Below are 20,760 nucleotides of genomic sequence, written 5' to 3' on the forward strand. Positions count from 1 at the left end.
GGCGGGTGTTTCATCTCAGCGGTCCGCGCATTTGTTGCACGTCCAGCGAGCTCACCGGCTCGGCCTGGTTGCCCCACTGGGTGCGCACATAGCTCAGCACCTCGGCCAGCTCGCTGTCGCTCATCTGCAGCACGAAAGGCGGCATGCCGAAGGGGCGGGGGTGGCCCCGCGTGACCGGCCCGAAGCCGCCATTGAGCACGATCTGCACCAGGTTGGCGGGCGAGGCCATGGTGACCGTGCGGTTGCCGGCCAGCGGCGGGTAGGCGATGGCGCCGTTGTGGCGCACACCCTCACCCTGGGCGCCGTGGCACTGCGCGCAATGCTGTTCGTACTGCTTGGCGCCCGCGCTGAGGGTGCGCGAATCGGGCGCGCTGGGCGCCTGGCGGCGGGTGGTGTGTTCCACCGGCAGTTGCTGGAGGTAGCGCGCCATGGCCTGGAGGTCTTCGGCCTTCCAGTGTTGCGTGCTGTGCTGCACCACCTCGGCCATGGGGCCGCTCACCAGCGCGTCGCGCGCGCGGCCGTCCTTGAACAGCGCCACGATCTCGTCGACCGACCAGTTCTGCACGCCGGCCTCTGCCGGGTCGAGCAGTGAAGGCGCGTACCAGCGCTGCATGGGAATGAGGCCGCCGGAGAGACCGAGCAGGTCGCTTTGACCACCCAGGGCGTCGCGCGGCACGTGGCAGGCGCTGCAGTGGCCAGGGCCGTTGACGAGATAGGCCCCGCGCAACAACTCGGCCGACGAGGCGCCTGGCTGCGGCGGCGTGTAGGCCTCGGCCCGGAAGTACAGCGTGCGCCAGGCCTTGAGCGCGAACTGCGTGTTGTAGGGCCAGCGCAGGTCGTGCGCGGGCACCACCTTGTCGCTGGCGGGCAAGCTGCGGAAGAAGGCGTAGAGCGCGTCGCTGTCTTCGCGCGTGAGGTGCGTGGTGTTGTTGTAAGGGAAGGCCGGGTTGAGCCAGCGGCCATCGCGTGCCTGGCCGTGGTGCAGCGCGCGCCAGAAGTCGTCGGCGCTCCATGCGCCCAGGCCGTCGCTGCCGGGCGTGAGGTTGCTACCGTAGACCGTGCCAAAGGGCGTGACGATGCCCATGCCGCCCGCGAACGGCGTGCCGCCGCGTGCGGTGTGGCAGGCCTGGCAGTTGCCCAGCACCGAGAGGTAGCGCCCACGCTCGATGGTGTGCGGGTCGTTCAGCGGGACCGTGGTGGGTGCGGGTTCGATCGCGATGGGTTGGGCGGGCCAGGCCAGCCAGGCGAACGCGGCCACGCCCGTGAGCACCAATGCGCCCAGTCCTTGTGTGAGTTTGCGGCGCAGGCTCACGGTCGGCCTCCCGTGGGGAGCAACGCGCTGCCGCATTGCAGCGGCAGTGGGGTGGCCGAAGGTGCGACGGCGTGCGCGTCGGCGGGCACGGGCTGGGTGGCCAGCCAGGCGCTCACGGCGGCAATGTCGCTCGCGCCGAGGCCGCGGGCGATGTCGGCCATGCAGTCGGGCGCGTGCGCCTTGCGCAGGCCAGCGCGCCACGCACCGAGCTGGGCGTTGAGGTAGTCGCGCGGCAGGCCGAGCAGGCCCGGGGTGGCTGGCTTCACGCCGGTGAGCGCACTGCCGTGGCAGGCCACGCAGGCGGGCAGGTTGCGCGAGGCGTCACCGCGCAGGGCGAGCTGTTCGCCGCGCTGCAGGTCTTGCGGCGAGGCGTTCACGCGGACCGGAGCGGGGTAGGGCACCTCCATGGCGGCGAAGTGCTCGGCGATCTCCTGCAGGTAGGTGTCGTTCAGTGGGGTGAGCAGGTGCGTCATCAGCGGGTACACGCGCCGGCCGTCGCGAAAGTGCAGCAACTGGTTGTAGAGATAGCCTGCGGGTTTGCCCGCCAGGCGCGGGTAGTAGCCATCGGGCGCGGCGCGGCCCTGGGCGCCATGGCAAGCGGTGCAGGCGAGCAGGCGCTGGGCCATGCTGTCTTCGAAGCGCACGGTTTGCGCGGTGGCCGGCAGCAGCATGCAGCCGGCCGCGAACAACAGGGCTTGCGGCCAATGTCGGCGCGCAGACAAGCGGGAGAGGAAGCTCATGGGGTTCGTGGTGTGGTGGTGGTGGTGAGCGGTCGTGGGTCGGTTCGGTTCCAGTCGGTGGCATGTGGCCAGCAGGCGCTCAAGGCCATGGCCACGGGCGCCACGCGTTCGGGTAGATCCGGGCCGCACAGCCACTCGTCTTCGCGGAAATACACCCGCTCCAACTGGAGTGTGGCGGTGAGCGTGGCTGCGGGCGTGCCGACCCCCGTGTCCGGCACGGGGCCCAGGCCTTCTTCTTCGTTGCGCAGCATCACCCATTGTGGCCTCCCCTCATCGAACCGGACAGGCGCGACCACCGAATAGCCCGCCCACTGCAGATTGGGTGTGAGGATCAGTTCGCCCTGCAGCAGCCAGCCCCGGCCGCTGTCGCGTGCCCGCAGCGCGTCGAACGATGGCGACACGGTGGCCGCGCGCTCACCCGAGAGGAAGTCGGCCAGCCAGTGTTCGCGCAAGGCCACGTTGGGCGACTGCAGCAGCGCCTCGATGGCCAGCCGCTGCGCCCACAGCAGCCGCGCCGCCGCGGGGTGCTGCCGCGCCAGTTCGGCCGCGCCGTGGGCCAGCGCGTCGAGCCCTTGGCCCGACCCGCCCAGATGGGCCGGTACACCACAGCGCAGCAGGCCGCTGTCGACCACCTCGCGCAGCGCATGCAAGCCGGCTTCGGCCGGTGAGATCGTAAGGTTTTGCAGCATGCCATGATCGTGGCCTGCTTTGATCTGATGCGCAAGACGCAGTTTTATTGAAAAATGACCAGATCAGATTGCCAATTGATCTGCTCTGGTCCACCCGCAAAAGCGGGGATCTGATCCGTGGCAGACGGGTCATCTGCGGGGATACTGGCACGATGTTCAAGTGGTTCCAAACCGTGGTGGCGGCACTGGCCCTGGCGGGCTTGCAATGGCTGGGCGACGCGCTGGTGGCGTTCCTGGGTTGGCCTTTGCCGGGTTCTCTGTTGGGCTTGTTGATCCTGTTCGGGGCGCTCGCGTGGCGCGGCAGCGTGCCGCAGAGCCTGGAGGTGGTGACCGCGCCTTTGCTGCGGCACCTCATGCTGTTTCTCATTCCCTCGGTCGCGGCGGTCGGTCTCTACGGCGGGCTGCTGTCGCAACACCTCCTGGTGTTCGTGCTGGCCGCGACTGGGGTGACGGCCTTGACCATCGCGGCCACCGGCTGGACCTTGCACCGGTTGATGCGGGGCCGCCAACCATGAGCACGGTGTTCGTCTGGACCGGCGTGACGCTGGCCGCCTATGGGGTGGCGGCCTGGTGGTACCGGCGCAGCGGCCACCACCTGCTGTGCCTGCCGGTGCTCACCGGTACCGCGCTGGTGTGGGGCGCGTTGGCGCTCGCGCACGTGGACTACCCGGTGTACGCCGAGGCCACGCGCGCGCTGCGCTGGCTCACCGGCCCGGCCATCATCGCGCTGGCCGTGCCGTTGTACCGGCAGGCGGCGCTGCTGCGGCGCATGGCGGGGCCGCTGCTCGGCGCTTTGTTGGCCGGCTGCCTGGTGTCGGTGCTGGGCACGCTCGCGCTGGCCAAGGCCTTGGGCACGCCGCTGCCGTTTGCACTGTCGCTCGCACCCAAGGCCGCCACCATGCCCATCGCCATGCAGGCCGCCGAGGGCGCGGGTGGACTGCCGGCGGTGGCGGCGCTGGCGGTCGTGGCCACGGGCGTACTGGGCACCTTGTTTGCCGCACCGGTGTTGCGCCGCCTGCGGATCGACGACGACATCACGCGCAGCTTCACGCTCGGCCTGGTGGCGCACGCCATCGGCACCGCGCGTGCGCTGCAGACGCAGCCGCAGAGCGTGGCGTTTGCGGCGCTGGCGATGGGTTTGAACGGCGTGGGCACGGCGCTGGTGCTGGCTTTGCTGGTGCGCTAGGTATGTCCAGCGAACGCCTCACCCGCTACCAGCAACTGGCCGAAGAAATCGCCGACGGCATCCGCGCCGGGCTGCTGCGCCCGGGCGAGCGACTGCCTTCGGTGCGCCAGACCTGCGAGCTGCGTGGCGTGAGCCCGTCCACCGTGTTCCAGGCGTATGGCCAGCTCGAATCGCAGGGACTGGTGGAAGCGCGGGCGCGCTCGGGCTTTTTCGTGCGGGCGGCGAAACGGGCCGCGCGCTCGGCCTTGCAGACCGCCCAGCCCAGTGGCGAGGCCACGCCGGTGACCATCAGCGAACTCGTGTTCGAGCTGCTGGGCTCCACGCGCGACGCCGACGTGGTGCCCCTGGGCTCGGCCTTTCCCGCGCCGCACCTGTTCCCGTTCGACGCGCTGGCGCGCAGCGGCGCGCGCGCCATGCGGCGGCTGCCCGCGGCCCGCATCACCGGCGCGCTCACCGCGGGCGACGAGGGCTTGCGCCAGGCCTTGAGACGGCGCTATGCCTTGCACGGCGTGCCGCTGGGCGAAGGCGAACTGGTCATCACCAACGGCGCCATGGAAGCGCTCAACCTGTGCCTGCAAGCCGTGACGAAACCGGGCGATGTGGTGGTGGTGGAGTCGCCCACTTTCTACGCCGCGCTGCAGGCGCTCGAACGGCTGCACCTCAAGGCGGTGGAGGTGGCCACCGACCCGCGCGAAGGCGTGGACCTCGGCGCGCTGGCCGCCTTGCTGGAACGCCAACCTGTGGCGGCCTGCTGGTTCATGCCGAGCTTCCAGAACCCGTTGGGCGCGCTGATGCAGCCCGAGCGCAAACGAGCCTTGGTGGACTTGCTGGCGCGCCACCGCGTGCCGCTGATCGAGGACGATGTGTACGGCGAACTGCACGCAGGCGCGCGCCGCCCGCCACCGGCCAAGGCCTTCGACCGCGAAGGCGGTGTGTTGCATTGCGCGTCGTTCTCCAAATGCCTGGCGCCGGGTTACCGCGTGGGCTGGGCCGCGGCGGGCCGCTATGCGCCGGTGGTGGAGCGGTTGAAGATGTCGAGTTCGCTCGCCACGTCCATCCCGCCGCAGCTGGCGCTGGTCGATTACCTAGAGCAGGGCGGCTTCGACCGCCATCTGCGCCGCCTGCGCGAGGCGCTTGCCGGACAGCAGCAGCAAGCGCTGCGCCTGGTGGAGCGGCACTTTCCAAGTGGCACGCGCGTCACGCGTCCGCTCGGGGGCTACTTTCTCTGGCTGGAGTTGCCGCCGCAGGTGGATGCGCTGGCGCTGCACCACCGCGCGCGGGCGCACAACATCAGCACCGCGCCGGGCGTGCTGTTTTCGCCCGACGGGCGCTTCACGCACCACCTGCGTTTGAACGTCGGGCATCCGGGCGACCCTCGTTTCGACGGGGCGTTGCGGTTGCTGGGTGAGCTGGCGCATCTGGGTTGAAGCCCATGCGCTGTTTTGAGGCTTCGCGTCCTTGCCTACGCAGGGGACCCGACCTCGGACACGGCGGCCCGATGCAGCTCCTTGGCGATCAAGGTCTGCGACCAGGCGGCCGAACTCTCGATCGCCCTCAACGGCAATCTCGCCCTGGAGCGCTTTGGCGCGCCCACCTACGAAGACGAGGCCCCTCATTCCTGGTGCGGCCAGCGCGGATAATCCCCGCATGTCCTCTCCCAAAGTGCTGTTCGGCTTTCACGCCGTGGGTGTGCGCCTCAAGACCGCGCCGCAATCGATCATCGAGATCTACTACGAGCCCACGCGGCGCGACGCGCGCATGCGCCAGTTTCTGGACAAGGCGCGCGACGCCAACGCCCGGCTGATCGAGGCCGACGGCCTGCGCATCGCCAAGCTCGCCGGCAGCCACGGCCACCAGGGCGTGGCGGCGCGGGTGGAAGAGATCAAACAGGTGCGCTCGCTCGATGACTTGCTGGAGCAACTCGAACCCACCGGCATCCCGCCGCTGCTGCTCGTGCTCGACGGCATCACCGACCCGCACAACCTCGGCGCCTGCCTGCGCGTTGCCGATGGTGCTGGCGCGCACGCCGTGATCGCACCCAAGGACCACGCGGCCGGCATCAACGCCACCGTGGCCAAGGTGGCCAGCGGCGCGGCCGAGACCATGCCGTACTTCATGGTCACCAACCTGGCGCGCACGCTGGGCGAACTCAAGGAACGCAACATCTGGGTCATCGGCACCAGCGACGATGCGCCCAAGACGCTCTACCAGGCCGATCTCAAAGGCCCGGTGGCCCTGGTGCTGGGGGCGGAAGGCGCGGGCATGCGCCAGCTCACGCGCAAGACCTGCGACGAACTGGTGAGCATTCCCATGGCGGGCGCGGTCGAGAGCCTGAACGTCTCGGTGGCCAGCGGCGTGTGCCTGTACGAAGCCCTGCGCCAGCGGACTTGAAGACTTGAAATGAGCGACGAGGTTCGCCACTGGATCCAGGAGGCGCGCCACATCGCCGTGCTTACCGGCGCGGGCGTGAGCGCCGAGTCCGGCGTGCCCACGTTTCGCGATGCGCAGACCGGGCTGTGGGCGCGCTTCAACCCGCAAGACCTCGCCACCGAAAGCGCCTTTCGCGCCCACCCGCAACGCGTGTGGGACTGGTACGTGTTTCGGCGCGAGATGATCGCCGCCGTCGAACCCAATGCGGGTCATCGCGCGCTGGCCGATTTCGCGCGCCGCCATCCCGCTCGCATGACGCTGATCACGCAGAACGTCGATGGCCTGCACCAGCGCGGCGGTCACACCGAGGTGGTGGCCTTGCACGGCATCATCGGCGAAGACCGCTGGCTCGACGCGCCGCGCGCTTGTTGCCGCAGCGAATCGATCGAAGCAGGCCGCCCGCCGCGCTGCCGCGTGTGCGGCAACCTGCGCCGCCCGGCCGTGGTGTGGTTCGGTGAGCACCTTCCGCCCGATGCGCTCGAACGCGCCGAACGCGCGGCACGCGATTGCGAGCTGATGCTGGTGGTGGGCACATCGGGTGAGGTGTATCCGGCCGCTGGTTTGGCGTTCACGGCGCACCAGAGCGGCGCGCGCGTGGTCGTGGTCAACCCCGAGCCCACGCCACTGGATGCGATTGCCGAGCGGTGCTTGCGAGAACCCTCGGCGGTATGCCTGCCGCTGTTGCTGGCCTGAGAAGCTGAGCGTCTTTGGCTGAGGCCCGGCGCTGGTCCGCTGAATCATTGGAATGGGCGGTGAGGGACGCCTGAGACGGGATGCGGTGCAAGGCGCAAAGCGCAGCGATACCCGCAGGTATCGCGAGCATTTGCAACGCCGCAGCGCGCCCGTATCGGGTGGACAGCACCGATCCGATTTCAGTGATTCAGTGGACTAGGAACCCAAACGCAGAGGTCGCCACCCAGCAGGGCGAACAAGCCGCATAGACGGCGATGCGGCGCGTCGCACCCGTGTCAGCACAACCACAGGAGGACTTTCATGACCACCAGCGGTACCCCGCCCCGGCTCCCCTCGCCGGGTTCGACCGACCTGCCTTCCGCATCAGACTTGCCGCCCTTGCCTTCCTTGCCAGTCTCGCCTCCGGGGGCGAGATCGCCGTCGCGGCGCTTATCGACCGATGCGTCCGCGGTGAGTTCCTCGGGAGGGAGCTCTCCCAACCCGGGCACAGGCAACGCCAGCCCCGTCGCAGCGGTCACATCTTCCGGAAGGTTCGCGCGCGGCATGAGCATGGTCTCTCCCCGCCCTTCGGGCGAGAACAGCAGCTTCATCCGCATCAGTGGCGGCTTGACGCCGAGGGAGCGCCATGGCGCGAGCACCCCTCGTTCCGACGGGGCGGTGGACGACGCTCCGCCCAGGCACATGGGACCAGTCCCTCTCACCACATCGACGAGCACCGCCCCCAGCGTACGGTTCGCGACCACGACCACCACGACGAGCACCACCGACTTCACGACGACCACCACGACCACCGCAGCGACCACCGCAGCGGCCACGGCGATCGGCACCGACGCCGACAGCAGCACCGGCTCGGAAGCCGAGACGCATTCCGGCACGCACTTCGGCCGGCGTTCCAGCGGCACCACAAGCCGAAGGTTCAGTGGGAGCTCTAGCGCCAACAACAGCCCCAGTCGAACGCCCAGCGGCAACCTCTATAACACCCCTGAGCTGGGGCGCAAGAATCCCGATCGATTTCACGAGTTTCAAGCGCTGGCCAAGCAACGAGACAAGCTGTTGACGGCGTTGCAAGCGGGAAACATGGACGTCCTCTATGCGGTCTGCCTGGTTCTTCCCGATCATGTGCCCTGGGAAGACCACCTGCCGATGCCCGATCCCGAAAAGCTCAGCGGTGACATGACGGCGGTGGCGACCCGGTATACGGATGCGTACGGCGAGCACGACAACTTGTTGGCCTATGCGCAATGGTGCGATGAGCTCCATCTGTGCATGAAGGCGAGCAACGCCGTGATGTCTGGCTCTGAATCTCTGAAAAAAAGCGTTCCTGACGAGGTGAGAGAGCTTTGCGTGGCGCTGCGCCAGATGAACGAGACGGCCGATGAAGCAAGCCTCAAAGAAGCCGCCCGGAGCATCGTGGAGAAGTTGGGGGGCATGACCGCACAGGCGCTCGCTCATCAAACCTATGCCAGCCCGCGCATGATGCTGGAAAAGTGCGAGACGCTCGCCAGGTACTGCGCAAGGCCTGCCTTCGAGGACTTCCGTTCCCAACTGGCGATGGCGGATCGGATGCGAGAGGACTCGCTGACGACATTGCAGCAAGCCATGCGCATGGTGCAACCCAAATGGTCGAGAAAGCTGCGCCTGAGCGACAACGAGCTGGTTGGGCACTGCGTCAACGTCTACGCCCATTTCCTGTCCACGCCCGCGGTGGACCCGGTGCTTCCGTCCGTGACGCGGGAGCAACTGGACGTCATGGCGCAGATGCTGGGCAGATTGCTGGTCCAGTCCAAGAACGACGGACGCAGCGCACTCGAAATCGCTTCGCTGAACCACGTCTGGCAAAGCGTCATGGCGCGGCTGGACGAGTTGAATTGAGCGAGGGCCTGCAACCCGCCTACACCGACATCCCGCCCGACACCTCGATCACCGCGCCGTTGATGTAGCTGGCCTCGTCGCTCGCGAGGAACGCGTACACGTTGGCGATTTCCTCGGGGCGGCCCAGGCGGTGCAGCGGCACGCGGTGCTCCATCTCGGCAATGACCTTGGCGGGAATGGTGTCGAGGATGGGCGTGGCGATGAAGCCCGGTGCCACCGCGTTCACGCGCACGCCCTTGGGCCCGAGTTCGCGGCTCCAGGTCTTGGTAAAGCCGATCACGCCGAACTTGCTCGCGGCGTAGTTGGTCTGGCCGAAGTTGCCGTAGATGCCGACCACGGAGGAGGCGTTGAGGATCACGCCGCTGCCTTGCGCGGTCATGGTGTCGGCCACGGCCTGCGCGCAATGGAACACACCGCGCAGGTTGACGTCGATCACGCGGTCGAATTGCTCGGGTGTCATCTTCTGCAGCCGTGCGTCCTGCGTGATGCCGGCGTTGTTCACCAGCACGTCGATGCGGCCGAAGCGTTCCTTGACCTGGGCGACCACCGCATCGACCATGCCCCGCTGGGTCACGTCCATCACGAAGCCGACGGCGGTAGCGCCCAGCGCCTCGCACTGCTCCACGGCGCTGTCAACGGCCGCTTGCTTGACGTCGCAGACGACGACGATCGCGCCTTCCCGCGCGAACTTGAGCGCGGTGGCCAGGCCGATGCCTTGCGCGGCGCCCGTGATGAGGCTGACTTTTCCTTCGAGTCGTTTCATGAGGTCAATAGGTGGGTTGGTGTTGGCGGATGGCGCTCTTGGTGGCGTCGTTGAGTTCGAAGCCTGTGCCGTAGCGCTTGGCGAGCTCGGCGCAGCGTTTCTCGAACGCGGCGATGCCCATGCCGTAGATGAACTGCAGCGCGCCCCCGGTCCAGGCCGGGAAGCCGATGCCGAAGACCGAGCCGATGTTGCCGTCGTGCGCGCTGGTGAGCACGCCCTCGGCCAGGCAGCGCGCGGTTTCCACCGAGGGGCGCCACAGCAGGCGGTCCTTGATGTCCTGCAGGTCCCAGGCCAGGGTGGGTTTCTCGAAGCGCGTTTTCAATTCGGGCCACAAGTGCTTTTTCTGGCCGGCGGGGTAGTCGTAGAAGCCGCCACCGCCGGTGCGCCCGGGGCGCTTGAATTCCTTGACCATGCGCTCGACCAGCAGCTCGCCGGGCGAGGCGGTGTAACGGCGGCCTTCCTTTGCCAGGTCGGCGCGGGTCTGCTCCAGCACGTGCACCGCGAGCGAGAGCGCGGTTTCGTCCAGCACCGCGAGCGGGCCCACCGGCATGCCGATCTGCAGGGCCGCGTTCTCGATCACCGGCGCGGGAACGCCTTCGCTGAGCAGGGTTGCACCTTCCATCACATAGGTGCCGAAGGTGCGGCTGGTGTAGAAACCGCGCGCGTCGTTGACCACGATGGGCAGCTTGCCCAGGGCCAGCACATAGTCGTAGGCGCGCGCCACGGTCTCGTCGTCGGTCTCCTTGCCGCGGATGATCTCCACCAGCTTCATCTTGTCCACCGGGCTGAAGAAGTGGATGCCGATGAAGCGCTTGGGCCGCGCGCTGGCCTGCGCCAGCCCCGAGATCGGGAGGGTCGACGTGTTGCTGGCGAAGAAGCCACCGGGCGCCAGCAGGGGCTCGGCCTCCTTGGTCACCGCCGCCTTCAACTCGCGGCTCTCGAACACCGCCTCGATGATCAGGTCGCAGCCCTTGAGGTCGCCGAGGTGGTCGGTGGGCAGGATGCGGTCGAGCAGCGCGCGCTGGTCGTAAGGGCTCATCTGGCCCTTGTCCACCCGGGCCTGCGTGAGCTTGTAGCTGTAGGACTTGCCGCGCTCGGCGTTCTCCAGGCTCACGTCTTCCAACACGGTTTGAATGTCCCGGCTGGCTTGCGCATAGGCTATGCCCGCGCCCATCATGCCCGCGCCCAGGATGCCCACTTTGCGGGGCAAGGTGCGCTGTACCTTCTGCGGGCGCGAGCGGCCGCTCTTGATGGCGTTCAGGTCGAAGAAGAACGCATTGATCATGTTCTTCGCCACCGGGCTCACGATGAGTTTGGCGAGGTAGCGGCTCTCGATGCGCAGCGCGGTGTCGTAGTCGACCAGCGCGCCTTCCACCATGGCGGCCAGCGCCGCTTCGGGTGCGGGATACAGGCCGCGCGTCTTCTGTTTGAGCATCGCGGGTGCCACGCTGAGCATGGACGCGATCTTCGGGTTGGCGGGCGTGCCGCCAGGCATCTTGTAGTCCTTCTCGTCCCAGGGTTGGCGCGACTGCGGGTGCGCCGCGATCCATGCCAACGCGGCGGTGCGCAGCGCCAGCGCCACGTCGTCATCGGGCACGACCAGTTCGTGCACCAGGCCCAGCGCCAAGGCCTCGCGCGGGTTGAACAGCTGGCCCTCCAGGATGTAGGGTTGCGCGCCCATCAGCCCGAGCAGGCGCGTCATCTTGGTGATGCCGGTAGCGCCGGGAATGAGCCCCAGCGTGATCTCGGGCAGGCCGAGCTGGATCTTGGGGTTGTCGAGCGCGATGCGGTGGTGGCCCACCAGCGCCACCTCCCAGCCGCCGCCCAGCGCCGCGCCGTTGATGCAGCTCACCACCGGAACGCCGAGCGTCTCCAGCGTGCGGAAGTTCTTCTTGGTCTGTTCGATCTCGGCGAACACGCGCTGCGCGTCGCCGGGTTGCAGGCGCATCGTGCCCTTGAGGTCGGCGCCGGCGAAGAAGGTGCTCTTGGCCGAGGCCAGCACGATGCCCTTGATGTCGGTGCAGTCGCGCATGACCTGCGCAGTGACCGCGGTGAGGTCGGCCTGCCAGTCGGCGCACATGGTGTTGACCTGGGAGCCGGCTTCATCGAAGGTGATGGTGGCGATGCCGTCGGCGAGTTCGTAGCGGATGGTTTTCATGGTTTCGCTTCCAAGGCGCCGAAGGCGCGGCGCGGGGATGGGTCGTCAGACCCTTTCGATGACCGTGGCGATGCCCATGCCACCGCCCACGCACAACGTGGCCAGGCCATAGCGCAACTGCCGGCGGTGCAGCTCGTCGATCAGGGTGCCCAGGATCATCGCGCCGGTTGCGCCCAGCGGATGGCCCATGGCGATCGCGCCACCGTTCACGTTGACCTTCTCATGCGGCACGCCCATTTCCTTCATGAACTTCATCGGTACGGCCGCGAAGGCTTCGTTCACCTCGAACAGGTCGATGTCGTCGATGGACAAGCCAGCCTTCTCCAGCGCTTTGCGCGTGGCCGGCATCGGGCCGGTGAGCATGATGGTCGGGTCCGCGCCCGAGAGCGCCACCGACACGATGCGCGCGCGCGGCGAGAGGCCATGGGTTTTGCCGGCGGCCTCGCTGCCGATCAGCACGGCGGCCGCGCCATCGACGATGCCCGAGGCATTGCCGGCATGGTGCACGTGGTGGATGCGCTCGACCTGCGGGTAGCGCTGCAGCGCCACCGCGTCGAAGCCCATGGCGCCGAGCTGCTCGAACGAAGGCTTCAAGGCCGCCAGGCCGGCCATCGTCGTCTGGGGCTTGATGAATTCGTCCTCGTCCAGAAGGGTCTGGCCCAGGAAGTCCGTGACCGGCACCACCGAATGCCGGAAGTGGCCCGCCGCGCGCGCGGCCGCGGCGCGCTGCTGCGAGGTGAGCGCGAAGGCATCGACGTCTTCGCGCGTGAAGCCTTCGAGCGTGGCGATGAGATCCGCGCCGATGCCCTGGGGCACGAACAAGGTCTCGCTGTTGGTTTGCGGGTCCTGCGCCCAGGCACCGCCGTCCGAGCCGATCGGCACGCGGCTCATGCTCTCCACGCCACCGGCCACCACCAGTTCCTCCCAACCGCTGCGCACCTTCATCGCCGCCATGTTCACCGCTTCCAGGCCGGAAGCGCAGAAACGGTTGAGCTGCACGCCCGCGCAGCGCCAGTCCCAACCGGCTTTGAGCGCGGCCACCTTGGCGATCACCGAGCCTTGCTCGCCGATGGGCGAGACCACGCCCATCACCACGTCGTCCACCGCGCCGGTGTCAAAGCCGTGGCGCTGCTGCAGCTGCTGGAGCACACCGGCGAGCAAGTCGACCGGCTTGACTTCGTGCAGGCTGCCGTCTTTCTTTCCCTTGCCGCGCGGCGTGCGCACGGCATCGAACACGAATGCTTCGCTCATGGGGGTCTCCTGGGGGGATGCGGATAGCGCAGGGCAGTATAGACTTTTGCCAAGCAACTGCTTGGTCAAATTCCGTTCTTCCACGTCTGAAAGGTGACACCGCCATGATCGAACGCAGCCTCTTCAACGCCGACCACGAAGCCTTCCGCGACAGTTTTCGCAAGTTCGTGGACAAGGAAATCGCGCCCTACCACGAAGCCTGGGAAGAGCAGGGCTATGTGGACCGAGCGGTGTGGCACAAGGCTGGCGAGAACGGCTTTCTGTGCATGACGCTACCCGAGGTCTACGGCGGCGCGGATGCCGACAAGCTCTACGCGGTGGTGCAGATGGAGGAGATCGCGCGCGGCGGCTTCAGCGGCATCGGTTTCGGCCTGCACAGCGAGATCGTGGCGCCCTACATTCTTCACTACGGCACCGAGGCGCAGAAACGGCGCTACCTGCCCAGGCTCGCCAGCGGTGAGATGGTGGGTGCCATCGCCATGAGCGAGCCGGCGGCCGGCAGCGACCTGCAGGGCGTGAAGTCCACCGCCTTGAAACAGGCCGATGGCAGCTACCTGCTCAACGGCAGCAAGACCTTCATCACCAACGGCTGGCACGCCGACCTGGTGATCGTCGTCGCCAAGACCGACCCGGGCGCAGGGGCCAAGGGCACCAGCCTGCTGCTGGTCGAACGTGGCATGCCCGGCTTCGAGAAAGGCAAGCGCCTGAAGAAGCTCGGCATGAAGGCGCAGGACACGTCGGAACTCTTCTTCGACAACGTGAGCGTGCCGGCCGAGAACCTGCTCGGCGGTCCGGCGATGGAAGGGCGGGGCTTCATCTGCCTGATGGAGCAACTGCCCTGGGAGCGGCTGCAGATCGCGATCGGCGCGGTGGCCAGCGCGCAGGCCGCGATCGATGGGACCGTGCAATACACGAAGGACCGCAAGGTGTTCGGGCAGACGGTGGCGCAGTTCCAGAACACGCGCTACACGCTGGCCGAGCTGCAGACCGAGGTGCAGGTGGCGCGTGTGTTCGTCGACAAATGTTGCGAGCTGATCGTCGAAGAGAAGCTCGACACCGCCACCGCGAGCATGGCCAAGTACTGGTGCTCCGACCTGCAGTGCAAGGTGATGGACGAGTGCCTGCAACTGCACGGCGGCTACGGCTACATGTGGGAATACCCGATCGCCCGGGCGTACGCCGACGCGCGGGTGCAGCGCATCTACGGCGGCACGAACGAGATCATGAAAGAGGTCATTTCGCGGGGGATGGGGCTGGGCGGGCGGTAGCGGTCTGCGCGGTCGTGCGCGACCCATGGCGGGTGGGTCAGATCGAGACCGTCGTCTTCAGAGCAAGTCCTTCGGGCGCCTCATGGTCGGCCAGCAGCCAGGCGCGGCTGGGGTGTTCAGAGGCCTCCTGGAGCAGCCCGTGCAGAAAGCGCAGCGAAGGCGCGTCGAGCGCTGCGAAGGGCTGGTCGATCAGCGTGAGCGGCGTGCCCGCCGCGAAGGCCGCCGTGAGCCAGACCTTGCGGCGGCTGCCGGTGGAGAGCATGTACATGGGCTTGGCCAGGTGCGGGCCGAGGCCGAAACCTTCCACCAGCTCGGCCATGGCCTCGGCATCGAAGCTGGGGTAGTGGTGGCTCAGGCTGTCCAGGTAGCCCTTGGCCGCGAGCGCGTCGTGGGCCTCGGTCTGCGGGTCGATCCAGAACACCTGGTGGCGGTAGGCGTCGTGCTGGCGGTCCAGCGCAATGCCGTGGATGGCCAGCGTGCCCGCATCGGCGGCCTGTGCGCCGGCAATCAGGCGCAGCAGCGTGCTCTTGCCGCTGCCATCGTCGCCCTGCACCAGGCTCACGCCCGGTGGCAAGTCCAGGTTCAGGCCGTCGAAAAGTGGTGGCGCATCGGGCCAGCCAAAGCGCAGGCCCTTGACGTGCAGGACGGGATCTTCGGTATCGGCGTTCATCTCAATATCCGATCGAGTAGCGCAGGCCCTGGTGGTTGAGCACCGCGCTGCGCTGCCCGATGCTCTCCAGCTTGAAGCCGGGCGAAATGTCCTGCCCCTCCTGCATCACCTTGCCATTGACGATCAGCATGCGCAGCGCGGGGTTCTTGGAATAGGTGGAGCCGCTGACGTTGACCTGCGGCAGTTGCGCCCGGGCTTCGGGGGTGAGTTCGGCGAAACTGCGCACCGTGGCGGCGCTGGCGGCGCTGGCGGCGCTGGCGGCCGGTGGGGCTGGCGTTGGCGCGACGGCGGGGGCGGCTGGAGCGGTCTTGGGAGCGGCGGCAGTGACCGAAGGTGAGGTCGCTGCGGCCCTCGGCGCACGCGCCTTGGGGGGCTCCGGGCGCGGTGGGTTCAGGATGGGCCGCACCGGCGCGGCAGCGGCCGCTGATGGCGGCGCGGGGGCTGGCGCAGGAGTCGGGGTGGCCTCGGCCAGAACAGGCTCAGGGGAGGGGGGCGGAGACGGTGCCGCCACGGGCGCAGGCGGGGCCACGGGTGCGTCGTGTGTGCGGTTCCACCACCAGAGCGCGACCGCGACCATCAGCAGCCCGAGGATGGCGAGGGCCAGGAGGGTCGGGCGGTGGCGCGCTGCGCGGGTGGTCTTGCGCTGGACCGGCGGCACGACCTGGCTGTGCAGGCCGGGCACTGCGCCGCGTTCGCGTTCGGCGTCTGCGCGTTGAAGGGCGTCGAGGATGTAGGACATCGGGCGGTTCCGGGTCAGAGGCCGGTGTTGGACAGCCGGGGTTCGTCCACGCCACTGGCGAGGTTCACCTGCATGAAGGTGATGGGGCCCGCGATGCCAGCCGCCGAGATGCCATGGGTGCGCTGGAACGACTGGATGCGGGCGGTGAGCTGGCTCTCCGAAGGCGGCACCTTGCCGGCGGACTGCAGGCTGGCGATGCGCTCGCCGAGCCAGTCGGCGGCGGGTCCGCTGCGGCCATCCACCAGGCGTTCGGTCTGGCCGGGTGGCGTGCGCCACAGGGTGGCGAAGTCGCCTTGCCAAAGGTCGTTGAGTTCGGAAAGCGGCAGGCGCCAGCGTTGCTCGCCGATCTGCAGGGTGGCCTGCTCGCCGCTGAGCGCGGTGAGCAAGACCAGGCCCTGGCGCTGATCTCCCGATCGCAGGGTGAGGATGCCCGGGCGGTCGAGCTGGCGCAGGCCGTTGAGCGACATGCGGTCGGTGCGGTAGCACTGCAGCTGGGCTGCCTGGGCCGCGGTGCAGGGGTCGTCCGAGGCCAGCGCCTGGCCCCAGAGGTGGCCTAGCTCACGCCAGGCTTCGTTCTCGGTCTTGAGCAGGGCCGAAGCGTCCGGTGGACCTGGGCGTGGCTCGGGGCGGGGCGGCGGGGCGGCCGTGGGTGTGGCCGGCGGCACTGCCGGGCTGGCGGCCGCAGGCTGCGCCACCTCGGGCGTCGCCGAGGCCTCGATGGGCTGGGCGCCATGGCTCCAGAGCCAGAACAGGCCGCCTGTGGCCAGCACGCCCATCAACAGGCCTGCGCCCAACAGGCCGATCGCGCTCGACGAAGTGGCGGCGCGTGCCGGGGCTCGGCGCTGTGCCTTGGCGGCCGGTGCATCGGTTTCGAACACCTCGCGCGCGGCCTTGTCCACCACCGCGCGTTCCACGCGCGGCTGGTTCGTGGCGTAGGCGCCGAGCAGCGCGCGGCCGCAGAGCAGATTCACGCGGCGCGGCACGCCGCGCGTGATCTCGTGGATGCGTTTGAGGGCGGCGCCGGAAAACGGCAGCGGACCGCGCAGGCCGGCGACCTGCATGCGGTGGTGGATGTACTGCTGGGTCTCGGCCTCGTTGAGGGCGCTCAGGTGAAAGCGCGCGATCACGCGCTGGGCCAGTTGTTCGAGTTCGGGCCGGGCCAGGGCTTCGCGCAGTTCCGGCTGGCCGATCAGGATGATCTGCAGCAGCTTGCGCTCGTTCGTCTCCAGGTTGGTGAGCAGGCGCAGCTGTTCCAGCACGTGGATGGTGAGGTTCTGCGCCTCGTCGATGATGAGCACGTTGTGCTCGCCTCTGGCGTGGCTTTGCAGCAGGTACTCGTTGAGCGGATCGAGGTAGTCCTTGATCGTGGCCGGGCCGATGCCTTCGTGCCGCACGTCCACGTGGAACTCGCGGCAGATGGTCTTGAGCAGATCGCTGACGGTGAGCTTCGGGTTGAAGATGTAGGCGACGCGGCACTGCGCTGGAATCTGTTCGAGGAAACAGCGGCAGATGGTGGTTTTGCCGGCGCCGATCTCGCCACTGAGCAGCACGAAGCCGCCACCACCCTGAATGCCATACAGCAGATGCGCCAGCGCCTCGCGGTGGCGCTCGCTCATGAAGAGGTAGCGCGGATCGGGCGCGATGGAGAACGGGTCTTGCTTCAACCCGAAGAATTCGGCGTACATGCCCCGGAGCATAACGGGGCCGCCGGGCGCGCACAACGGCGCCCGGCCCGCTCAGGCAGAGCGGTGGCGTGGCCCGATCAGGCCGCCAATGCCATGTTGCGTTGCGAGCCGGAGGCGGGGTATTTGGCAGTGGACGATTCCGAGCACTGGATGTCGCCCGAGAGCTGGCCGCCTTCCTCGATCACGACCTTGCCGTAGTGGATCTTGCCCGTGACCTTGCCGGTGGCGTAGATCACCAGCTTCTGGCGCACGGTGAGGTTGCCGTCGAACACGCCATGGATTTCGGCGATGTCGATTTCGGCGGAGCCTTTGAATTCGCCTTGTTGTGCGATCTGGATGACGCGCGAGTCCATCGTCGCTTCGACCAGACCTTCCACCACGAGCGTGTCGCAATCGGTGATCTCGACGCCCTTGAGCTTGATGTTGGGGCCGACGGTGAGCTTGCTGCCGCCTTCGGGCGTCGAGCTGGTAGGGGCGCTGCTGGTCACGGGCCTGGCCGTTTCGACCTCGGGCGCGGAGGCGGTGGGTGTGGGGCTGGCCGGCTGTGCGCTGCCAGTGGACTGACCATAACGTGGCGTGGCCATGCCGCTGTTCAGGGTTTTGGGTTGATCGTCTCGTTTGCCAAAGTGCAGTGCCATGCCAGCTCCTTCTATGAATGAAGCGGCCATGCTAAAGGCCGTGCCTCTTACATTCCGGTGGGTTCCGTAAGAGGGGTAACGAGATGAACCGCGATCGGGGCGGGCGCGTGCTGCCCGCTGTGTCTTGCAGGTGTCGCATGCACTGGCTTGCGCGGCACACGCGCGGCGCACGGGCGGCCACAGCTGGAAACATTTTTTGACGCTCTGCTGGAATAGGCCTGGACACGCGGGGGCACTCAGTAGCCCTGAACGCGCCCTGAAACGGGGGCGGCCGGTAAAATCACGGGTTTTCACGCGCCCGCGCTCCGGGTCTGTGCCAGCCCCCATGAACGCCCCCCTCGACGTCTCCTTCTTCGCGCGCGCCGCGAAGCCCATCACCAGCTACCGCCCGTATTGGGCCAAGCGGTTCGGCGTCGCGCCCTTCCTGCCGATGAGCCGCGCCGAAATGGAACAGCTCGGCTGGGACAGCTGCGACATCATTCTGGTGACGGGAGACGCCTATGTGGACCACCCCAGCTTCGGCATGGCCGTGGTCGGGCGGGTGCTGGAGGCGCAGGGCTTCCGGGTCGGCATCATCGCCCAGCCCGACTGGCAAAGCGCCGAGGCCTTCAAGGCGCTGGGCAAACCGAACCTGTTCTGGGGCGTGACCGCCGGGAACATGGATTCGATGATCAACCGCTACACGGCGGACCGCAAGATCCGCAGCGACGACGCCTATACCCCGGGCGATGTGGGCGGCAAGCGGCCCGACCGCGCGGCCATCGTGTACAGCCAGCGCTGCCGCGAAGCCTTCAAGGACGTGCCCATCGTGCTCGGCGGCATCGAAGGCAGCCTGCGCCGCATCGCCCACTACGACTACTGGAGCGACAAGGTGCGCCGCAGTGTGGTGGTGGACAGCAAGTGCGATCTGCTGCTGTATGGCAACGCGGAACGCGCCTTGGTCGAGGTGGCGCACCGCATCGCCGCGCGCGAACCCATCGAGCACATCACCGACGTGCGCGGCACGGCCTTCGTGCGCCGGCCGGGCGACCCGACGGCCGAGGGCTGGATCGAAATCGATTCGAGCGAGGTGGATGCGCCGGGGCGTGTGGACAGCCACATCAACCCTTACATGACGACGAGCGAGCAGGCGCAGTCGCAAGGTCAGACCTGTGCAAAGGAAGAGGGCGAAGGCGTGGCCCCGGCCGAAGCGAACCCGGCGATCCAGACGCTGAAGTTCGTGCCCAACCCCGCGCTGCAAGGCAAGGGCAAGCTCAGGGTGCCGCCGCGCGATCGCTCGGTGATCCGCTTGCCGAGCTACGAACAGGTGCGCAGCGACGCCGTGCTCTACGCCCATGCCAACCGCGTGCTGCACGTCGAAGCCAACCCGGGCAATGCGCGCGCGCTGGTGCAGGCGCACGGCGAGGGCGCGACCGCACGCGACGTGTGGATCAACCCACCGCCGATTCCGCTGACCACGGCCGAGATGGACCACGTGTTCGACCTGCCTTACGCGCGCAGCCCGCACCCGGCCTATGCCGACGAACACGGCCAGCACGACGGCGCGACCAAGATCCCGGCCTGGGAAATGATCCGCTTCAGCGTGAACATCATGCGTGGCTGCTTCGGCGGCTGCACCTTCTGCTCGATCACCGAGCACGAGGGCCGCATCATCCAGAGCCGCTCGGAAGAGTCCATCATCAAGGAAGTGGAAGACATCCGCGACAAGGTCGAAGGCTTCACCGGGGTGATCTCCGACCTGGGTGGCCCCACGGCCAACATGTACCGCCTCGGTTGCAAGTCGCCCGAGATCGAGGCCGCCTGCCGCAAGCCCAGCTGCGTGTACCCGGGCATCTGCTCCAACCTGCACACCGACCACGGCCCGCTGATCAAGATCTACCGCCGCGCGCGCGAACTGCGCGGCATCAAGAAGATCCTGATCGGCTCGGGCCTGCGTTACGACCTGGCGGTGAAGAGCCCCGAGTACGTGAAGGAGTTGGTGCAGCATCACGTGGGCGGCTATCTCAAGATCGCGCCGGAGCACACCGAGGGCGGGCCGCTGTCGAAAATGATGAAGCCCGGCATCGGCACCTACGACCGCTTCAAGCAGCTGTTCGAGAAATTCAGCGAGGAGGCGGGCAAGAAGCAGTACCTCATTCCGTACTTCATCGCCGCGCACCCGGGCACCAGCGACGAGGACATGATGAACCTCGCGGTCTGGCTCAAGAAGAACGGTTTTCGGGCGGACCAGGTGCAGACCTTCTACCCCAGCCCCATGGCGACCGCGACGGCGATGTACCACACCAGCCTGAACCCGCTCAAGGGCATTCACCGCGACGAGCGCGCCGAGCGCGTGGACATCGTGCGCGGCGACAAGCGCCGCCGCCTGCACAAGGCCTTCTTGCGTTACCACGACCCGAACAACTGGCCCCTGCTGCGCGAGGCGCTGAAAACCCTGGGCCGCGCCGATCTCATCGGCAACGGCAAGCACCACCTCATCCCCACCTTCCAGCCCATGACGGATGGCAGCTACCAGAGCGCGCGGCGCAAGAACAGCACGCCGGTGGGCAAGGGTGGCAGCGGCAGTGCGCCGCGCAAAGGCAGCCTGCTGACGCAGCACACCGGGCTGCCGCCGCGCGTGAGCGGTGCCAAGCCTGTTGCCTCGGGCAAACGAAAGCCGCGCTGAC

The 20,760-nt window shown here is 67.9% G+C and carries 20 protein-coding genes; 9 read left to right on the forward strand and 11 right to left on the reverse strand.

The features are described 5' to 3' along the window. Positions 1-10 precede the first annotated feature (10 nt). Genes F9K07_RS13495 through F9K07_RS13505 form a run of 3 tightly spaced genes read right to left on the reverse strand, consistent with a single transcriptional unit; the run spans position 11 to position 2,741 of the window. Entirely contained in the window at positions 11-1,312 is a 1,302-nt protein-coding gene (locus tag F9K07_RS13495; RefSeq protein ID WP_236581955.1) for a cytochrome c, read from the reverse strand. Next, positions 1,309-2,052: a c-type cytochrome gene (locus F9K07_RS13500; protein ID WP_159593882.1), complete on the reverse strand. Its 744-nt coding sequence runs from the start codon at positions 2,050-2,052 to the stop codon at positions 1,309-1,311. Before F9K07_RS13500 ends, F9K07_RS13495 begins: the two co-directional genes overlap by 4 nt. Continuing rightward, the gene (locus F9K07_RS13505; protein WP_159593884.1) at positions 2,049-2,741 is read right to left on the reverse strand and encodes an acyl-CoA dehydrogenase family protein; all 693 of its coding nucleotides are present in this window, start codon (positions 2,739-2,741) and stop codon (positions 2,049-2,051) included. Before F9K07_RS13505 ends, F9K07_RS13500 begins: the two co-directional genes overlap by 4 nt. A 152-nt stretch (positions 2,742-2,893) precedes the next feature. Between F9K07_RS13505 and F9K07_RS13510 the strand changes: the two genes are divergently transcribed. The 6 genes from F9K07_RS13510 (at position 2,894) to F9K07_RS13530 (ending at position 7,050) form a co-directional block, all read left to right on the forward strand. Next, a complete protein-coding gene (locus tag F9K07_RS13510) occupies positions 2,894-3,256 on the forward strand; it encodes a CidA/LrgA family protein (RefSeq protein WP_159593886.1) in 363 nt (120 codons plus the stop codon). Continuing rightward, positions 3,253-3,927 carry an LrgB family protein gene (locus F9K07_RS13515; RefSeq protein ID WP_159593888.1) on the forward strand — a complete coding sequence of 225 codons (675 nt, stop codon included), beginning with the start codon at positions 3,253-3,255 and terminating at the stop codon, positions 3,925-3,927. The genes F9K07_RS13510 and F9K07_RS13515 overlap by 4 nt, the downstream gene beginning before the upstream one ends. Before the next feature lie 2 nt (positions 3,928-3,929). After that, positions 3,930-5,354 carry an aminotransferase-like domain-containing protein gene (locus tag F9K07_RS13520; RefSeq protein WP_159593890.1) on the forward strand — a complete coding sequence of 475 codons (1,425 nt, stop codon included), beginning with the start codon at positions 3,930-3,932 and terminating at the stop codon, positions 5,352-5,354. Positions 5,355-5,435: 81 nt separating this feature from the next. Further along, on the forward strand, positions 5,436-5,567 hold the full coding sequence (locus F9K07_RS32090; protein ID WP_268894757.1) for a hypothetical protein: 132 nt from the start codon (positions 5,436-5,438) through the stop codon (positions 5,565-5,567). Between the two features lie 7 nt (positions 5,568-5,574). Further along, positions 5,575-6,318, forward strand: a complete 744-nt coding sequence (gene rlmB, locus F9K07_RS13525; protein WP_159593892.1) for a 23S rRNA (guanosine(2251)-2'-O)-methyltransferase RlmB — start codon at positions 5,575-5,577, stop codon at positions 6,316-6,318. 9 nt (positions 6,319-6,327) lie between these two features. Beyond that, positions 6,328-7,050 carry an SIR2 family NAD-dependent protein deacylase gene (locus F9K07_RS13530; protein ID WP_159593894.1) on the forward strand — a complete coding sequence of 241 codons (723 nt, stop codon included), beginning with the start codon at positions 6,328-6,330 and terminating at the stop codon, positions 7,048-7,050. A gap of 275 nt (positions 7,051-7,325) precedes the next feature. Here the strand turns inward: F9K07_RS13530 and F9K07_RS13535 are convergent, their stop codons facing one another. Continuing rightward, entirely contained in the window at positions 7,326-7,955 is a 630-nt protein-coding gene (locus tag F9K07_RS13535) for a hypothetical protein (RefSeq protein ID WP_159593896.1), read from the reverse strand. A 148-nt stretch (positions 7,956-8,103) separates the two neighbouring features. Here F9K07_RS13535 and F9K07_RS13540 point away from each other — a divergent pair, with 148 nt between their 5' ends. After that, positions 8,104-8,922, forward strand: a complete 819-nt coding sequence (locus tag F9K07_RS13540; protein WP_159593898.1) for a hypothetical protein — start codon at positions 8,104-8,106, stop codon at positions 8,920-8,922. Between the two features lie 19 nt (positions 8,923-8,941). On the opposite strand, the gene fabG is transcribed toward F9K07_RS13540, so the two are convergent. The 3 genes from fabG to F9K07_RS13555 are packed head-to-tail and all read right to left on the reverse strand — an operon-like array spanning position 8,942 to position 13,094. Continuing rightward, a complete protein-coding gene (fabG, locus tag F9K07_RS13545; RefSeq protein WP_159593900.1) occupies positions 8,942-9,685 on the reverse strand; it encodes a 3-oxoacyl-ACP reductase FabG in 744 nt (247 codons plus the stop codon). 4 nt (positions 9,686-9,689) lie between these two features. Next, positions 9,690-11,843, reverse strand: coding sequence for a 3-hydroxyacyl-CoA dehydrogenase NAD-binding domain-containing protein (locus F9K07_RS13550; protein WP_159593902.1), 2,154 nt, complete (start codon positions 11,841-11,843; stop codon positions 9,690-9,692). A gap of 45 nt (positions 11,844-11,888) precedes the next feature. Further along, the gene (locus F9K07_RS13555) at positions 11,889-13,094 is read right to left on the reverse strand and encodes an acetyl-CoA C-acetyltransferase (RefSeq protein ID WP_159593904.1); all 1,206 of its coding nucleotides are present in this window, start codon (positions 13,092-13,094) and stop codon (positions 11,889-11,891) included. A 104-nt stretch (positions 13,095-13,198) separates the two neighbouring features. On the opposite strand from F9K07_RS13555, the gene F9K07_RS13560 reads away from it, so the two are divergent. Beyond that, the gene (locus tag F9K07_RS13560) at positions 13,199-14,362 is read left to right on the forward strand and encodes an acyl-CoA dehydrogenase family protein (protein WP_159593906.1); all 1,164 of its coding nucleotides are present in this window, start codon (positions 13,199-13,201) and stop codon (positions 14,360-14,362) included. A gap of 37 nt (positions 14,363-14,399) precedes the next feature. Here the strand turns inward: F9K07_RS13560 and F9K07_RS13565 are convergent, their stop codons facing one another. The 4 genes from F9K07_RS13565 to F9K07_RS13580 all read right to left on the reverse strand — a co-directional run bounded on the left by F9K07_RS13565 (position 14,400) and on the right by F9K07_RS13580 (position 18,094). Then, the gene (locus F9K07_RS13565; protein ID WP_159593908.1) at positions 14,400-15,032 is read right to left on the reverse strand and encodes an ABC transporter ATP-binding protein; all 633 of its coding nucleotides are present in this window, start codon (positions 15,030-15,032) and stop codon (positions 14,400-14,402) included. A gap of 1 nt (position 15,033) precedes the next feature. Beyond that, on the reverse strand, positions 15,034-15,771 hold the full coding sequence (locus F9K07_RS13570) for a general secretion pathway protein GspB (RefSeq protein WP_159593910.1): 738 nt from the start codon (positions 15,769-15,771) through the stop codon (positions 15,034-15,036). 14 nt (positions 15,772-15,785) lie between these two features. After that, positions 15,786-17,456 (reverse strand): ExeA family protein, encoded by a 1,671-nt coding sequence (locus F9K07_RS13575; RefSeq protein WP_159593912.1) that lies wholly within the window; start codon positions 17,454-17,456, stop codon positions 15,786-15,788. Between the two features lie 77 nt (positions 17,457-17,533). Further along, positions 17,534-18,094 carry a bactofilin family protein gene (locus F9K07_RS13580; RefSeq protein WP_159593914.1) on the reverse strand — a complete coding sequence of 187 codons (561 nt, stop codon included), beginning with the start codon at positions 18,092-18,094 and terminating at the stop codon, positions 17,534-17,536. A gap of 325 nt (positions 18,095-18,419) precedes the next feature. Between F9K07_RS13580 and F9K07_RS13585 the strand changes: the two genes are divergently transcribed. Beyond that, positions 18,420-20,759 carry a YgiQ family radical SAM protein gene (locus F9K07_RS13585; protein WP_159593916.1) on the forward strand — a complete coding sequence of 780 codons (2,340 nt, stop codon included), beginning with the start codon at positions 18,420-18,422 and terminating at the stop codon, positions 20,757-20,759. Position 20,760 lies beyond the last annotated feature (1 nt).

The sequence above is a fragment of the Hydrogenophaga sp. BPS33 genome (genome assembly GCF_009859475.1).
Classification (GTDB): Bacteria; Pseudomonadota; Gammaproteobacteria; order Burkholderiales; family Burkholderiaceae_C; genus Hydrogenophaga.

Bases quoted from the DNA above. Each gene is read 5' to 3' on its own strand.
- fabG (WP_159593900.1), bottom strand. From the start codon at position 9,685: ATGAAACGACTCGAAGGAAAAGTCAGCCTCATCACGGGCGCCGCGCAA.
- F9K07_RS13585 (WP_159593916.1), top strand. From the start codon at position 18,420: ATGAACGCCCCCCTCGACGTCTCCTTCTTCGCGCGCGCCGCGAAGCCC.
- F9K07_RS13565 (WP_159593908.1), bottom strand. From the start codon at position 15,032: ATGAACGCCGATACCGAAGATCCCGTCCTGCACGTCAAGGGCCTGCGC.
- F9K07_RS13500 (WP_159593882.1), bottom strand. From the start codon at position 2,052: ATGAGCTTCCTCTCCCGCTTGTCTGCGCGCCGACATTGGCCGCAAGCC.
- F9K07_RS13515 (WP_159593888.1), top strand. From the start codon at position 3,253: ATGAGCACGGTGTTCGTCTGGACCGGCGTGACGCTGGCCGCCTATGGG.
- F9K07_RS13510 (WP_159593886.1), top strand. From the start codon at position 2,894: ATGTTCAAGTGGTTCCAAACCGTGGTGGCGGCACTGGCCCTGGCGGGC.
- F9K07_RS13505 (WP_159593884.1), bottom strand. From the start codon at position 2,741: ATGCTGCAAAACCTTACGATCTCACCGGCCGAAGCCGGCTTGCATGCG.
- F9K07_RS13530 (WP_159593894.1), top strand. From the start codon at position 6,328: ATGAGCGACGAGGTTCGCCACTGGATCCAGGAGGCGCGCCACATCGCC.
- rlmB (WP_159593892.1), top strand. From the start codon at position 5,575: ATGTCCTCTCCCAAAGTGCTGTTCGGCTTTCACGCCGTGGGTGTGCGC.
- F9K07_RS13580 (WP_159593914.1), bottom strand. From the start codon at position 18,094: ATGGCACTGCACTTTGGCAAACGAGACGATCAACCCAAAACCCTGAAC.
- F9K07_RS13560 (WP_159593906.1), top strand. From the start codon at position 13,199: ATGATCGAACGCAGCCTCTTCAACGCCGACCACGAAGCCTTCCGCGAC.
- F9K07_RS13555 (WP_159593904.1), bottom strand. From the start codon at position 13,094: ATGAGCGAAGCATTCGTGTTCGATGCCGTGCGCACGCCGCGCGGCAAG.
- F9K07_RS13520 (WP_159593890.1), top strand. From the start codon at position 3,930: ATGTCCAGCGAACGCCTCACCCGCTACCAGCAACTGGCCGAAGAAATC.
- F9K07_RS13570 (WP_159593910.1), bottom strand. From the start codon at position 15,771: ATGTCCTACATCCTCGACGCCCTTCAACGCGCAGACGCCGAACGCGAA.
- F9K07_RS13575 (WP_159593912.1), bottom strand. From the start codon at position 17,456: ATGTACGCCGAATTCTTCGGGTTGAAGCAAGACCCGTTCTCCATCGCG.
- F9K07_RS13550 (WP_159593902.1), bottom strand. From the start codon at position 11,843: ATGAAAACCATCCGCTACGAACTCGCCGACGGCATCGCCACCATCACC.